The organism is Enterobacter vonholyi, assembly GCF_040834095.1.
GTDB lineage: Bacteria > Pseudomonadota > Gammaproteobacteria > Enterobacterales > Enterobacteriaceae > Enterobacter > Enterobacter vonholyi.
Window position 1 is genome coordinate 1983028 of sequence record NZ_CP162152.1, and the last position, 14347, is coordinate 1997374.

The 14347-nt window shown below is 53.5% G+C and carries 12 protein-coding genes; 5 read left to right on the forward strand and 7 right to left on the reverse strand.

Annotated features, from left to right (window positions below; all coding sequences use genetic code 11):
* Positions 1-43: 43 nt before the first annotated feature.
* From asd to AB3N39_RS09460, 3 genes are all read right to left on the reverse strand, one after another.
* Positions 44-1162, reverse strand: a complete 1119-nt coding sequence (asd, locus tag AB3N39_RS09450; RefSeq protein ID WP_111965739.1) for an aspartate-semialdehyde dehydrogenase — start codon at positions 1160-1162, stop codon at positions 44-46.
* A gap of 305 nt (positions 1163-1467) precedes the next feature.
* The gene (locus AB3N39_RS09455; protein WP_059365166.1) at positions 1468-1785 is read right to left on the reverse strand and encodes a YebG family protein; all 318 of its coding nucleotides are present in this window, start codon (positions 1783-1785) and stop codon (positions 1468-1470) included.
* Between the two features lie 70 nt (positions 1786-1855).
* Complete coding sequence (locus AB3N39_RS09460; protein ID WP_133294301.1) at positions 1856-2209, reverse strand: helix-turn-helix domain-containing protein; 354 nt, start codon at positions 2207-2209, stop codon at positions 1856-1858.
* Positions 2210-2546: 337 nt separating this feature from the next.
* On the opposite strand from AB3N39_RS09460, the gene AB3N39_RS09465 reads away from it, so the two are divergent.
* Both AB3N39_RS09465 and oqxB read left to right on the forward strand, forming a co-directional pair.
* The gene (locus AB3N39_RS09465) at positions 2547-3722 is read left to right on the forward strand and encodes an efflux RND transporter periplasmic adaptor subunit (protein ID WP_367897244.1); all 1176 of its coding nucleotides are present in this window, start codon (positions 2547-2549) and stop codon (positions 3720-3722) included.
* A gap of 24 nt (positions 3723-3746) precedes the next feature.
* On the forward strand, positions 3747-6902 hold the full coding sequence (gene oqxB / locus AB3N39_RS09470; protein WP_149366796.1) for a multidrug efflux RND transporter permease subunit OqxB: 3156 nt from the start codon (positions 3747-3749) through the stop codon (positions 6900-6902).
* Positions 6903-6969: 67 nt separating this feature from the next.
* On the opposite strand, the gene AB3N39_RS09475 is transcribed toward oqxB, so the two are convergent.
* The 3 genes from AB3N39_RS09475 to AB3N39_RS09485 all read right to left on the reverse strand — a co-directional run bounded on the left by AB3N39_RS09475 (position 6970) and on the right by AB3N39_RS09485 (position 9652).
* The gene (locus AB3N39_RS09475) at positions 6970-7449 is read right to left on the reverse strand and encodes an Rrf2 family transcriptional regulator (protein WP_029739386.1); all 480 of its coding nucleotides are present in this window, start codon (positions 7447-7449) and stop codon (positions 6970-6972) included.
* A gap of 137 nt (positions 7450-7586) precedes the next feature.
* Complete coding sequence (locus AB3N39_RS09480; RefSeq protein WP_367897245.1) at positions 7587-8975, reverse strand: sensor histidine kinase; 1389 nt, start codon at positions 8973-8975, stop codon at positions 7587-7589.
* Complete coding sequence (locus tag AB3N39_RS09485; protein ID WP_111965744.1) at positions 8975-9652, reverse strand: response regulator transcription factor; 678 nt, start codon at positions 9650-9652, stop codon at positions 8975-8977. The genes AB3N39_RS09480 and AB3N39_RS09485 overlap by 1 nt, the downstream gene beginning before the upstream one ends.
* A gap of 203 nt (positions 9653-9855) precedes the next feature.
* Between AB3N39_RS09485 and AB3N39_RS09490 the strand changes: the two genes are divergently transcribed.
* Positions 9856-10692 (forward strand): MipA/OmpV family protein, encoded by an 837-nt coding sequence (locus tag AB3N39_RS09490; RefSeq protein ID WP_136194778.1) that lies wholly within the window; start codon positions 9856-9858, stop codon positions 10690-10692.
* A 107-nt stretch (positions 10693-10799) separates the two neighbouring features.
* On the opposite strand, the gene AB3N39_RS09495 is transcribed toward AB3N39_RS09490, so the two are convergent.
* Entirely contained in the window at positions 10800-11348 is a 549-nt protein-coding gene (locus AB3N39_RS09495) for a hypothetical protein (RefSeq protein ID WP_367897246.1), read from the reverse strand.
* 257 nt (positions 11349-11605) lie between these two features.
* Between AB3N39_RS09495 and AB3N39_RS09500 the strand changes: the two genes are divergently transcribed.
* On the forward strand, positions 11606-12031 hold the full coding sequence (locus AB3N39_RS09500) for a VOC family protein (protein WP_367897247.1): 426 nt from the start codon (positions 11606-11608) through the stop codon (positions 12029-12031).
* A gap of 581 nt (positions 12032-12612) precedes the next feature.
* Complete coding sequence (locus AB3N39_RS09505) at positions 12613-14328, forward strand: SulP family inorganic anion transporter (RefSeq protein ID WP_136194780.1); 1716 nt, start codon at positions 12613-12615, stop codon at positions 14326-14328.
* The last annotated feature ends 19 nt before the right edge of the window (positions 14329-14347 follow it).

A 14347-nucleotide genomic window follows, 5' to 3' on the forward strand; every position in this document is an offset into this window, starting at 1 on the left:
AAAAGCACCTGTTCAATAGATGCTTTTATTCAGAAAATATGTCTTAGATTTTGCCCAGCAGAATATTCAACATGCGGCGCAAGGGCTCCGCCGCTCCCCACAGTAGCTGATCGCCAACCGTCAGAACCGAATATATTGGATCGTTGTTGAGAGACATTTTCTTGTAACGGCCAATACCAACCTGAAGCGAACCGCTGATATAAGCCGGGGTCAATTTACTGACGCTTTCAACCTTGTTATTGGGCACATAGTTAACCCAGGGATGAGAATGCGTCACTAACGCTGCAAATTCTTCTTCGCTGACGTCACGCCTGAGCTTCATGGTGATTGCGGCGCTGTGGCAGCGTATCACGCCAACACGAATACACAATCCATTTACCGGGATCGCACCAGGAGACAAACCAAGAATTTTGTTTGTTTCGGCTTCACCTTTCCACTCTTCACGGCTATTACCATCCCCTAAATCGCTGTCAATCCACGGTATAATGCTGCCCATTAAAGGCGCGCCGAAATTCTGTATCGGCATGTCAGCGCTGTTAATTAACGCACTGACTTTATTGACTAAAGGCAGCACTGAACCTGATGATGCCAGTTCATCAGAGGACAAATGCTCACTGATCCAGGCACTTTGAACAATTAATTCCCTGACATATTGCGCTCCCGCACCTGATGCAGACTGATAGGTCATAACGCTCATCCATTCGATCAGGTCAGCCTTAATCAACCCTGCCAGCCCCATAAGACTCAGCGTGATGGAACAGTTGCCACCGACAAAAAGTTTAATTCCCTCTTTAACGGCACGATCAATCGTGGGGCGATTGACGGGGTCGAGAATAATGCAGGCTTTCTCATCCATCCGTAGCGCTGAGGCCGCGTCAATCCAGTAGCCTTGCCAGCCACAATTAATCAAAGCAGGATAGATTGCTTTTGTGTAATCACCGCCCTGACAGGTAATGATGATATCCATTTCGGCCAGGTCACTGATAGAATTAGCATCTTTGAGTGTGTAGCTGACGCCGCCAATGACTGGACCGGCGGCCCCGGCGCTTGAAGTACTGTAAAAATGCGCTGAGATATCGTCGAAGTCGTTCTCTTCGACCATTCTCTGTAATAAAACAGAACCAACCATTCCTCGCCAACCAACAATACCAACCTGCTTCATTTGTTTAGCCTTATCAACGTTACAAGAATGTTAATTTCCGCAGCAGGTTATATCTCATCCAAACATGAAGATCACTACGAACTGCAGCTAATTCCTTCATTATTAAAATGTTTCATAAGACATCAGCAATATTTATACCTGATGCAGCCATCAGTTAAAAAACGATCGCAGGCATGACGTGCAATGACTGTAAATTAAGAATGAAAGAGCAATTATTAAGAAACGAATCTCTGGCAAAGGGGGAGCCCGGAATTGGCTGCCGGGCCTGGTGAATAGTTCAAAATTGGTGATGATTGTTCAGACAATCAGGCCGCTTTCACAGCCCTAATTTTTTTCGTGTCAGCCGCATCGGATTCTGTTTTATCCGCTACCGCTGGAGCAGTGAGATCGGGAAGCTTGCTGGTACGAAGAATATGCTGCACGGTCTCTTTCTGCTCGGCGAGATACAGGCCAAGATTTTCAGCCTGCGTTTCATCCATCTGCATTCCGCTTTGCAACAGCCAGTCGGTGAACGCGTCGGCCATATCGAGCAGCTTGTCGTGAGCGTCAGCCTCTTTCTTACTGGCAAATGTCATTTTCTCTTCACCTTTTCTTACGACAACAAATTTTGTTTCAACAGCCATCGTGCACCTCGCTATACTGTATTTATATACAGTATATCAGCAACGGATCGATGTTGCAGCAAAATATGCATTACTGGCGAAGCTGCTGTGTTTCCGGGCTACCCATACTGCGTCGCCACGCTCCGGGCGCCTGACCATACTGACGCTTAAAGCTGCGGTTGAAGGACTGCTGGGAGTCAAAGCCCAGCGCGATCGCCACGTTCAGAATCGGTTCGTCGCTGTGGGATAACCGCTCAACCGATTTTTGCAGCTTTTGCGCACGAATATACCCGGCGAGGGGATAGCCCGTATGCTCTTTGAACAGGCGCTGGAGGTGCCATTTCGAGTAGCCGGAACGCCTGGCGACGGTCTCAATGTCCAGGCGACTGTCCAGGTTGTTGTCGATCCAGTCGAGTAAATCATGCATAAATGCGCCAGTGTTCATCTGGTTACCCCCACGCAGCGGATGAAAAAGTATCTTTGTCTGTTGCATTTAAAGGTGGCGCGTTTTTTCAGTAATTGCAAGTTTTATTGTTGCATTTAAAACCCTGACCGAAACGGGTCTTTTCACATCCGCTCAAATAGCACATAAAGTGCAACAATTATTCTTGCACTTAGTTAAGCGCCTTCCTACAATCGCCGCGAATAGTGTATTCGCAACTGTTACAGTTTTGTGGCGATGAACGACACAAATGGCCTTAAGACAGCCCCCGGACAAAGGAAGTGGCGCGGTGCCTCCTGCTGCGTCTTGCCCGGTGGCGACAATTATCGGAATAAAAATAATGAGCCTGCAAAAAACCTGGGGTAACTCTCCTCTGAGCGCGCTGGGGGCAATATTGCTCTCCGTGCTGCTCGTCGGATGCGATAACAGCGTCGCGCAAAATGCCGCGCCACCTGCGCCTGCCGTGAGTGCCGCTGACGTGGTGGTGAAATCGATTAGCCAGTGGGATAGCTTTAACGGCCGGATTGAAGCGGTGGAGAGCGTTCAGCTGCGCCCGCGCGTTTCCGGCTACATTGATAAGGTGAATTACACCGACGGCCAGGAAGTGATGAAGGGCGAGGTGCTGTTCACCATTGATGACCGTACCTATCGCGCCGCGCTGGAACAGGCGCAGGCGAACCTGGCAAGAGCCAAAACGCAGGCCAGCCTCGCGCAAAGTGAGGCTAACCGTACCGATAAGCTGATCAATACCCATCTGGTCTCCCGGGAAGAGTGGGAGCAGCGTCGCTCGGCTGCCGTTCAGGCGCAGGCCGACATCCGCGCCGCGCAGGCGGCGGTTGACGCTGCCCAGCTCAACCTGGACTTCACCAAAGTGACCGCGCCTATCGACGGTCGCGCCAGCCGGGCGCTGATCACCAGCGGTAACCTGGTGACTGCGGGCGATACCGCCAGCGTCCTCACCACGCTGGTCTCGCAGAAGACGGTGTACGTCTACTTTGACGTGGACGAGTCAACCTATCTTCACTATCAAAATCTGGCCCGCAGCGGGCAGGGGGCGTCCAGCAATCACACGGCGCTGCCGGTTGAGATTGGCCTGACGGGCGAGGAGGGTTATCCCCATCAGGGCAAAGTGGATTTCCTGGATAACCAGCTCACGCCGAGCACCGGGACAATCCGCATGCGCGCGCTGCTGGATAACTCACAGCGTCAGTTCACGCCGGGACTGTTTGCCCGCGTACGCCTGCCGGGCAGCGCGGAATTCAAAGCCACGCTGATTGACGACAAGGCGGTGCTGACCGATCAGGATCGTAAATACGTTTATATCGTCGATAAAGAGGGGAAAGCGCAGCGTCGCGACATTACGCCGGGTCGTCTGGCAGACGGTTTACGCATCGTGCGGCAGGGGCTGAATCCTGGCGACAAAGTCATCGTCGAGGGGTTACAGAAAGTGTTTATGCCGGGTATGCCGGTTAACGCCAAAACCGTTGCCATGACCGCCACCAGCGCCCTCAACTGATCCCTTGACCTGAGAATCCAACCCATGGACTTTTCCCGCTTTTTCATCGACAGGCCGATCTTTGCTGCCGTCCTGTCGATTCTGATTTTTATCACAGGGTTAATCGCCATCCCGCTGCTGCCGGTGAGCGAATATCCTGACGTCGTGCCGCCAAGCGTGCAGGTGCGCGCGGAGTACCCGGGCGCTAACCCGAAAGTGATTGCCGAGACCGTGGCGACGCCGCTGGAAGAGGCGATCAACGGCGTTGAGAACATGATGTACATGAAATCCGTCGCGGGCTCGGACGGCGTGCTGGTGACCACCGTCACCTTCCGTCCGGGGACTGACCCCGATCAGGCGCAGGTTCAGGTACAAAACCGCGTCGCGCAGGCCGAGGCGCGTCTGCCGGAAGACGTGCGGCGTCTGGGCATTACCACCCAGAAGCAGTCGCCCACGCTGACGCTGGTGGTGCATCTGTTTTCGCCAAACGGTAAGTACGATTCGCTGTATATGCGCAACTACGCCACGCTGAAGGTGAAGGACGAGCTGGCGCGTCTGCCCGGCGTCGGCCAGATCCAGATTTTCGGCTCAGGCGAATACGCGATGCGCGTGTGGCTGGACCCAAATAAGGTGGCGGCGCGCGGGCTGACCGCTTCGGACGTGGTCACGGCGATGCAGGAGCAAAACGTACAGGTCTCCGCCGGTCAGCTTGGCGCCGAGCCGCTGCCGAAAGAAAGCGATTTCCTGATCTCCATTAACGCCCAGGGGCGTCTGCACACCGAAGAAGAGTTTGGCAATATTGTCCTGAAAACGACGGAGGACGGTACTGTCGTCCGCCTGCGCGACGTGGCGCGGATTGAAATGGGCTCCGGGAGCTATGCTCTGCGTTCCCAGCTTAACAATAAAGATGCGGTCGGGATTGGTATCTTCCAGTCGCCGGGGGCGAACGCCATCGATCTGTCTAACGCGGTGCGCGCGAAAATGGACGAACTGTCGACGCGCTTCCCGGCGGACATGAAGTGGGCGGCACCTTACGATCCGACGGTCTTCGTGCGCGATTCGATCCGTGCGGTGGTGCAGACCCTGCTGGAAGCCGTGGTGCTGGTCGTGCTGGTGGTCATTCTGTTCCTGCAAACCTGGCGCGCGTCGATCATTCCGCTGATCGCGGTGCCGGTATCGGTGGTGGGTACCTTCAGCATTCTTTACCTGCTCGGCTTCTCGCTGAATACCCTCAGCCTGTTCGGGCTGGTGCTCGCCATCGGTATCGTGGTGGACGACGCCATCGTGGTGGTGGAAAACGTCGAGCGAAATATCGAAGAGGGGCTTGCGCCGCTTGCGGCCGCGCACCAGGCGATGCGTGAAGTGTCCGGGCCGATTATCGCGATTGCGCTGGTGCTGTGCGCGGTGTTTGTGCCGATGGCGTTTCTGTCGGGCGTTACCGGTCAGTTCTACAAGCAGTTTGCGGTGACGATCGCGATATCGACGGTGATCTCCGCTATTAACTCGCTGACGCTCTCTCCGGCGCTGGCGGCACTGCTGTTAAAGCCGCACGGCGCGCCGAAGGATTTCCCGACCCGGCTTATCGATCGTCTGTTCGGCTGGATTTTCCGTCCGTTTAACCGCTTTTTCCTCCGCAGCTCAAACGGCTATCAGGGACTGGTGGGTAAAACGCTGGGACGACGCGGCGCGGTATTCGTGGTTTATCTGCTGCTGCTCTGTGCCGCAGGCGTCATGTTTAAAGCGGTGCCCGGCGGGTTTATTCCGACGCAGGATAAGCTTTACCTGATTGGCGGTGTGAAGATGCCGGAAGGCTCTTCGCTGGCGCGTACCGACGCGGTGATCCGCAAAATGAGCGAAATCGGGATGAATACCGAAGGCGTGGACTATGCGGTCGCGTTTCCGGGGCTGAACGCGCTGCAGTTCACCAATACGCCGAATACCGGTACGGTGTTCTTTGGCCTGAAGCCGTTCGATCAGCGTAAACATTCCGCTGCGGAAATTAATGCGGAAATTAATGCGAAAATCGCGCAAATCCAGGAAGGCTTTGGCTTCTCCATTCTGCCGCCGCCGATTTTAGGGCTGGGTCAGGGGTCGGGCTATTCCCTGTACATCCAGGATCGCGGCGGTCTGGGCTATGGCGCGCTGCAGAACGCGGTGAACACCATGTCCGGTGCGATTATGCAGACCCCGGGAATGCATTTCCCGATCTCAACCTACCAGGCTAACGTTCCGCAGCTGGACGTCCAGGTTGACCGCGATAAGGCGAAAGCGCAGGGCGTGTCGCTGACCGATCTTTTCGGGACGCTGCAAACCTATCTGGGGTCGTCGTACGTCAATGACTTCAACCAGTTCGGACGAACCTGGCGCGTGATGGCGCAGGCCGACGGGCAGTTCCGCGACAGCGTGGAAGATATTGCGAATCTGCGCACCCGCAACAGCCAGGGCGAAATGGTGCCGATTGGCAGTATGGTGAAAATCACGACCACCTACGGGCCGGATCCGGTGATTCGCTATAACGGCTATCCGGCGGCGGATTTGATTGGCGATGCCGACCCGCGCGTGCTCTCATCTGCGCAGGCGATGACGCAGCTGGACGCGATGTCTAAGCAGATCCTGCCAAACGGGATGAACATTGAATGGACGGATCTGAGCTTCCAGCAGGCCACTCAGGGCAATACGGCGCTGATCGTCTTCCCGGTGGCGGTGCTGCTGGCGTTCCTGGTGCTGGCGGCGCTGTATGAAAGCTGGACGCTGCCGCTGGCGGTGATCCTCATCGTGCCGATGACCATGCTCTCCGCACTGTTTGGCGTCTGGCTGACCGGGGGCGATAACAACGTCTTCGTGCAGGTGGGGCTGGTGGTGCTGATGGGGCTGGCCTGTAAAAACGCCATTCTTATCGTGGAGTTTGCCCGCGAGCTTGAAATTCAGGGCAAAGGCATCATGGAGGCCGCGCTGGAGGCTTGCCGCCTGCGTTTACGCCCGATTGTGATGACCTCCATCGCCTTTATCGCCGGGACCATTCCGCTGATCCTCGGTCACGGCGCTGGCGCAGAAGTGCGCGGCGTCACGGGGATCACGGTATTCTCCGGCATGCTGGGGGTGACGCTGTTTGGTCTGTTCCTGACGCCGGTGTTCTACGTGACGCTGCGTAAGTTCGTGACGCGTGGGAAAAAAGAGGAAAGGGACGTTCTGCCCGCGTAAGGACGTTGCCGATAATAAAAAACCGCCTTCATAGTGAAGGCGGTTTTTTTTCGCATCAGGTAAAACGTTATGACGTTTTTTGATACTGGGCAATAAGGTCGGGGAGTGGATCCCATCCGCTGCTGTCGGCGTTTTTCACCGCTTCCAGGGCGCTTGCCACGGTATGGCGAGCCAGTACTGCTAACGAAGCCTCTTCGGCTTCTTCAGAAATGGATTTGAAGTACCAGCAGGCGTTGGCGCTGACCACGCAGCGGGCCGGCACGTCAGGGCGGGAGGCCCACAGCTTTTTATCTTCGATGACCGAAAGGTAGATGTCGCGCAGGGTGATCTCTTCCGGCGGGCGACCAAGATGAATGGAGCCGTTACGGCCAAGCGTTGAGACGATAATGCCGTCTCGCGTCAGCGGAACCATCAATTTGCGGATGAAGCTCGGGTTCGCTTCCAGACCGTAGGCCAGAATCGCACTCGTCGAACGTTCACCCAATTGCTCCGCCATCGCTACGCTGAGAACCATCTGCAAAGCTGTCGGGAAGCGGTAATCTAACATTTCTCTGTCCTGGGTTGCGGTGAATCTTGTTCTTTTTGGCACCGCAGAGGTGAATAAGCAATAAACAACAATATAACAAACACGGTAATTTTTTTGAAGCAATCTGCGGCATTTGCGATCAAACCCCCTGTTCTGCTTTAGCTAAACGTGCGGTTCGGGAAGTCTACCGTCACCAGGAGGCCACCTTCTGCAGAGGTTGTCAGGTTTACGCTGCTGTTGTGTTGCTGCGCCACCGCTTTAACGATGGCAAGCCCCAGCCCGCTGCCGCTCTGCACCTGATTGGGATCGCGGAAAAAGCGGTCGAACATGCGCTCCTGCAGCTCGACCGGAATACCAGGGCCCGCATCGGAGACGCGCAGCTGGACGACGCGATCGCCCGCCCGCACGTCGACCTGAATCCGCCCGCCCTCGGGGCTGTACTTCACCGCATTCTCAATAAGATTATCAATCAGCGACACCAGGCGTTCCCTGGCGCCGGGGATCCAGACTTCATCCTCGGCAAAGAATTCCAGCTCGATCCTGCGCGCAGACGCTAAGGGTTCAAGCTCGGCCATGCGCTCCTGGACGAGGGTCGTCAGCGGCACGGGCTCCATGACCGTATCAATACTCGCTTCACTGTGCATCATCAGCAGAAGCTGATTGACGAGACGCGCGGCGCGGCTGTTGCTGCGGATCACGCCGGCAAGCAGCTCCTGCTGGCTTTCGCTGATGACCCAGGACTGCAGCGCCTCCACGTTGATGCGCATCGCCGCGAGGGGCGTACGCAGCTCGTGCGCGGCATCCGCGATGAAAACTCGCTCCCTTTCCGCGCTTTCACGCACCCGGGCAAGGAAGTCATTGATCGCGTCCACCATCTGGCGAAGCTCTCTGTGCTTCGGTACGGCTTTTAACGGAGAGAGATCGTCCGGCGTGCGTAACGTAATTTCATTGACCACCTTATTCCACGGACGCATCGCAATGCGGATGGAGAGCCATGCGGGAAACAGCAGAAAAGGGAAACAAACCAGAAGCGGCAGAATGTAGTATCCGCGCGAGTTCAGGTAGATAAAGAAGTTCCAGCCGCTGGCAGGGGTGAAAAGGGTTACCTCCACGTCGGAGTGGGGCGATTTCAGGGTTCGGCTGGTCCAGATGCGACCTTCACTTTGAACGTGCTCCATTTCACCTTGTCGAGTATTTGTTACCCCTGCGGGTGCTCCGTCGGATGAAAAAATAACGGTATTATTTTTGCGAACGATGAGGTTAATCGACAGCAGGGGATCTTCCCCTCCGCCGTAACCTTCACGCAGCGCCTTGCTGAAGGCCTCCAGCACGGCGGTACGGTCCTGCGGGCGTCCGTCCATACGCTCAGCCAGGGTAAAAACGGTTTCGTACGTTTTGCTGCCCGTGATGATAGGAGGGCTACGCAGGTCCTCCCACAGAATGAAGGTTAAAAAAAGACACCACAGCAGGGTAAGCAGCAGCATCTGGGCGATGATAATTCGCCGTACCAGCGTCGGTCGCCTCAGGTGATACCAGACGTTTTGCATCAACCGGTCACCTTCTGTATTGAGACGGTATCAATAACGTACCCGACGCCCCGGACCGTTCGCACATAGCCGTCGCCGATTTTTCGCCGTAAATTTCCCATATGCACGTCGAGCGCGTTGCTGAGGTTCTCTTTGTTGCCGAATATCCTTTCTTCCAGAAACCGCCGGGTCAGCACGCGGTCCGCGCGCAGCATCAACGTTTCCAGCAGCGCGTATTCACTGGCCGTTAAATCGATATGGCGCGCGCTCACCGTCACGCGACGCGTCGGTATATGAAGAGAGAGCCCGCGAATTTCTATCGCCTCATTCTCAAAACCGTAGCTGCGCCGTGCAAGAGCCCTCACTCGCGCCAGCAGCTCGGCGAGAATAAAAGGTTTGACGAGATAGTCGTCCGCGCCGGCATCCAACCCCCGCAGGCGATCCTGCAATGTTCCTCGCGCCGTCAGGATGATGACCGGGATCCCCTTGAGCTGCTGACGCAAACGCGTCATCAGGCTCATGCCATCTCCGTCGGGCAGGCCGAGGTCGAGCAAAATAAGTTCCGGCACGCAGACGTCAAGCTGATGCAGCGCATCCTCTTTACGGCGAACCCATATGACGTCAAACCCTTGATCTGAGAGAGCGATACGTACGCCATTGCCGAGATCCAGGTCGTCTTCGATTAGTAGAATTTTCACATTGGTAACGGTATCAACCGTGAATGAAGAACATCTTAAGAAAAAAACGGTATCAGGAAATCAGCCTGGTATACAGCACCTGCTTGCGCTTCAGCGTTTCTTCATTTTCGGCTCATAAGAACCTTAGGGTGAGTATTCAAAATGGGCGTTCTGGCGGTTAACCGCATGCATCGTCATCATTTGAATCCATAAGGACTTCCTTAATGAGAAACATCGAACTGCGTCATACGTTCCCTCATTTACTTTCGGGCCGCTGCCTGAAAACCATCGTGCCGGGCGTCGTTCTGGCGTTACTGGCTACGCCTGTGCTGGCGGAAGAACAGCGGCAGGGTAACGTCTTAACCCTGGGGGGCGGCGTGGACGTAGGACCACGCTATTCGGGTTCAGATAAAACCCGCGTCTCAGCGGCTCAGGTAGTGGATTATTCCATGGAAAATGGATTCTTTATCGGCACCACGCGAGGGATCGGTTACGGTAACAACATCGGCAACCTGGATTACAGCGCAGCGCTGAGCTATAGAACGGGCCGTAAAGATAAAGACGTGAGCAGCGATTCGATCGGCTCCGGCAGCGACGAGCTGCGAGGAATGGGGGAGATTAAAGGCTCGGCTATCGTAGTGCCCGGGCTTGAGTACAAGGTGACCGACTGGCTTCACCTGCAGCTGCAGGCTGAGGTACCGGTTTCTGAAAGAGACAACGGTGAAGCGGTACATTTTGGTATTTCCAGCCCGTTCTACACCTCACCAAAAAATGAGGTGGCGCTGGCGCTGACCGGCAGTTGGGGATCGGACAAGTATATGCAGACGTACTACGGGGTAAACGCCGCCCAATCGGCCGCATCGGGTTTTGCCCGACATGACGCCGGGGCCGGGATTTATGCCTGGTCGATGAACCTTGACTGGACCCACAAGCTCACCTCGCGCTGGAGCGTACTTGCCTCAGCGGGTGTGACGCAGCTGACGGGGGATGCAGGGGACAGCCCGATTGTGCAACGCAAAACGTCACCTACGGGGAGTTTGAAGGTGACGTATAGTTTTTAGCTTGTGGTTTTGAGCGTGCACCAGCGGTAATTTAAGCCCCTCCGGTTGAGACGGTGGGGCGGTTCCCCTTACGGGCAGTTACAGCACTGCACACATGGTTGACGGATTTATCTAAAGCTCCATTGGGCCGTGATGACAAAAACGGAGGGGATGATAATACCCACATCCATACCAAAATAAGACGTAAAATTATACTGAAATCCATGATATATGTAGGGAGAAAAACCTATCCCTGTTACTTTTTTAAAATCATGGTATGAACCATGGTCGCCACAATCATCGAAAGTATCAAAGAAAAATTCGCCTACATATCCATAGATTCCCTTAAAAACCCAACCGTTATTCCATCCAGCCCAGTCTCTTCTTACGCCGGCGGCCAGACATCTGTCATTAAAGCTGTTTTTCATTGTGCCTAGCACAACACTATATTTCGACGTATCCGAGAATTTCCGCTCCACGGATATAAACTTGTTTTCAAAGTTCTCCGTGTATTGTCCGTGATTATTTGTCAGATGATAAACGTATGAGCCAGTGTTAATTGAATACAGATTTATTTCATCTGCAGAGCAATTCAATGTCGCCAGATAGAAACTTCCGCACCAAAGCCATGCGGGGTATCTTTTCAGGATTATCTGCTTATGTGGAATATTATCCATATTCGCTCGCTTTGGCTAACGTACTGAAATTTTAAAGGGGGATTTTCGATCTGCAGTTGCAAAAATTTTAGCATATATACGGAAACTTGAGATACTCACTTAATGGGGCGGGGGCTGAGATCGCCTTACAGAACATGTTCAGCAAACCATTTCGCCCACACGCTTACAATGCTCAAAATCCGCTTTTTTATAACCCCTTAATTCATAGCCCCAGGTATAATGTCTGCTCAGATAAACGGCAAAGAGGAGGTGACAAGATGCTGACATATATCACCATAGGTACAAATGACCTTCAGCGCTCCGTGGCGTTTTATGACGCTGTTTTTAACGTGCTTGGCTATTCACGTTTGCCTGCCTGGACAGAGAACTGGGCAATGTGGGGAGATGAAAATCATCCGGATGAGGGATTCAGCTTCTGTATTTGCCCTCCTTTTGACGGGCATCCCGCAACGGCGGGAAACGAGACAATGTTCGCATTCCGTGCAGATAACGCGGACCTTGTCAGACGTTTCCATGCAGCAGGACTTCTTGCGGGAGGGAAAAATGAAGGCGCGCCAGGGACACGAACCGCGTACGGCCCCGATTTTTATGTTGCCTATCTTCGCGATCCTGACGGGAATAAGCTGGCATGTGTTTTTCAGCACTATTCGCCGGAATCAGATGAAAATTCAAAGGAACAATAGTTACTCCATGGATGAAATTTTAGGATGTTTAGCGGTGACGAAATCAGCCGTGCGATAAAGCTATATCAATAAAGGTGTCTACAGCAAATTGTGAAAGTAACGCTGTTGTTCCATAGTTGCTGAAGCAGTTTTGAGCGAGGAGTGGACGCTGGCCTTTTATACTCGCCGATCTGTCTGACGTATGTATCATAGATTCATGGGCGCATGACTATGCGCGGAGATTGCACATGCTTATTTATAACGTTTTGGACGTCATATGGCGTTAAGCGTAAGAACGATCGATGGCTGGTATTTCGCGCTAACCTGACCGAGATAGTTTTCTCGACTCTATGACATCGCTATTCCAGACGATATGAGAGAAGGTGAGATTACCAGCGTGCAGCACTGCAGCGTCCGGCCAGGCCAACCCCGGCTAAGGGGTAGTTTATGAACTATGTTTAATACCAGTCAGAAAAGTACGATGGCTGTAGTTTTATCAGGAACTGAGAGGCGGCGGCCTCAGTCCGGAGCATTTGAAAGCCAGAACCTCACTGAGAAGTGTGCCAGCATGACGTGGCAAATATCCCTGTCCGGAGAAGAATGTGTTCGGAAAACTATTGTTAAACTACATGCCAGGTTTACAAAATTTGTTAGCCTACGATAAAAGCTGGCTAAAACATGATGTTAAAGCCGGGTTATCCGTTGCGGCTGTAGCGCTACCCGTTGCGATTGCTTACGCTGAGCTGGCGGGTGTTGGGGCAATTGTAGGGCTCTATTCCTGCGTTTTACCAATGATAGCTTACGCACTGTTTGGCTCTTCACGCCAGCTTATTGTGGGCCCAGATGCAACGACATGCGCGGTGATTGCGGCCGTCGTGTTTCCGCTTTCTGCGGGGAATCCCGAACTACACTGGCAGCTGACAATTATCATGACATTGATGATGGGCGGGTGGTGCCTGCTTGCCAGTAAATTCCGCCTGGGCGCACTTGCCGATCTGCTTTCTCATCCCATTCTTACCGGCCTGCTTAACGGCGTAGCGGTGACGATTATTGTCGGGCAACTAGGCAAGGTGTTGGCGATTAAGCTTGATGAGGCGCAGGTTATTGAAAAAATAATCGCCTTGCCAGGCCGACTTTCAGATAGCCATTTATTAACCGTAGGGATATCCCTTTTTACGTTAATTATTTTAATGGCGATTAAAACGTATCGCAGCCAGTGGCCAGCGCCTTTAATTGCTATTGTGATAACAACGGCGCTGGTATGGGTGACCTCTGCGCAACAGTATGGAATTGCCACGATTGGGGGAGAAGGCTTCCATCCCGGTTTACCCATCGTTAACTGGGGGGCGTTCCAGCCCGGTCCGATGCGTGATTTAGTGATCCCGGCGCTGAACCTGGCGTTGGTCAGTTTTGTCAGCCTGATGCTGACCGCCCGCAGTTTCGCCGCGAAAAATGGCTATGAAATTAATGCTGATGCAGAGTTCCGCGCGCTGGGTATTGCGAACATTATGTCGGGGTTATCTCAGGGGTTTGCTATCAGTGGCGCCGATTCCCGGACCGCGGTTAATGATTCGGTTGGGGGGAAAAGTCAGCTGGTTTCGGTGGTCGCAGCTTTGATCATCGGTATTGTCGTGGTGTTTTTCACTCAGCCATTACAATACATTCCGGTATCTGCGTTAGGTATAGTTCTAATGTATGCCTCGTGGTCATTAATCGATTTACGTGGATTATGGAACCTGAGGCGCAGAAATAAGCAGGCATTTCGTCTGGCCTTTTTCACGTTTGGCTGCGTTTTAATTATCGGCGTTATCCAGGGGATCGGCCTTGCGGTGTTGCTTGGCCTGTTACAGTTCCTTCGTACAGTGTTTCGTCCCTCTGAGCACCTGCTGGGCACTGACGACGATGGAATGATTCACTCATTAGGAAATACGAACGATATTAAAATGGTCCCGGGCGTGCTGATGTATCGATTTAACTCGCCGTTGACCTATTTTAACGTGGCTTATTTTAAACGTCGGGTTTTGAACCTGGTTGATGGGGCTGCCTTACAGCCTAAATGGGTGGTCATTGATGCCGTTGCCTGCTTCACCTATTCAGACATCAGCGTTCTGGCAACCATTAATGAGTTAAAGCGCGATCTGAAAGGTCGACAGATAAAATTAATCCTTGCGGGCAGGAAAACAGAGTTAACCCGCTGGTTTAAAGAGAGTCGGCCAACAATGAATGATGATGACATGATTCTGGCGCCAGACCTCTACCTGGCACTTCGGTTCATTCAAAGTAAAGAGAGTGCGAGTGAATCAGGAGGAGAGGTTTAAACCATCCTGGCTTGCCCGC

What these genes read in the sequence shown, in the direction of transcription:
- asd (WP_111965739.1), bottom strand. Translation starts at nt 1,162, where the DNA reads ATGAAGCAGGTTGGTATTGTTGGTTGGCGAGGAATGGTTGGTTCTGTT.
- AB3N39_RS09455 (WP_059365166.1), bottom strand. Translation starts at nt 1,785, where the DNA reads ATGGCTGTTGAAACAAAATTTGTTGTCGTAAGAAAAGGTGAAGAGAAA.
- AB3N39_RS09460 (WP_133294301.1), bottom strand. Translation starts at nt 2,209, where the DNA reads ATGAACACTGGCGCATTTATGCATGATTTACTCGACTGGATCGACAAC.
- AB3N39_RS09465 (WP_367897244.1), top strand. Translation starts at nt 2,547, where the DNA reads ATGAGCCTGCAAAAAACCTGGGGTAACTCTCCTCTGAGCGCGCTGGGG.
- oqxB (WP_149366796.1), top strand. Translation starts at nt 3,747, where the DNA reads ATGGACTTTTCCCGCTTTTTCATCGACAGGCCGATCTTTGCTGCCGTC.
- AB3N39_RS09475 (WP_029739386.1), bottom strand. Translation starts at nt 7,449, where the DNA reads ATGTTAGATTACCGCTTCCCGACAGCTTTGCAGATGGTTCTCAGCGTA.
- AB3N39_RS09480 (WP_367897245.1), bottom strand. Translation starts at nt 8,975, where the DNA reads ATGCAAAACGTCTGGTATCACCTGAGGCGACCGACGCTGGTACGGCGA.
- AB3N39_RS09490 (WP_136194778.1), top strand. Translation starts at nt 9,856, where the DNA reads ATGAGAAACATCGAACTGCGTCATACGTTCCCTCATTTACTTTCGGGC.
- AB3N39_RS09495 (WP_367897246.1), bottom strand. Translation starts at nt 11,348, where the DNA reads ATGGATAATATTCCACATAAGCAGATAATCCTGAAAAGATACCCCGCA.
- AB3N39_RS09500 (WP_367897247.1), top strand. Translation starts at nt 11,606, where the DNA reads ATGCTGACATATATCACCATAGGTACAAATGACCTTCAGCGCTCCGTG.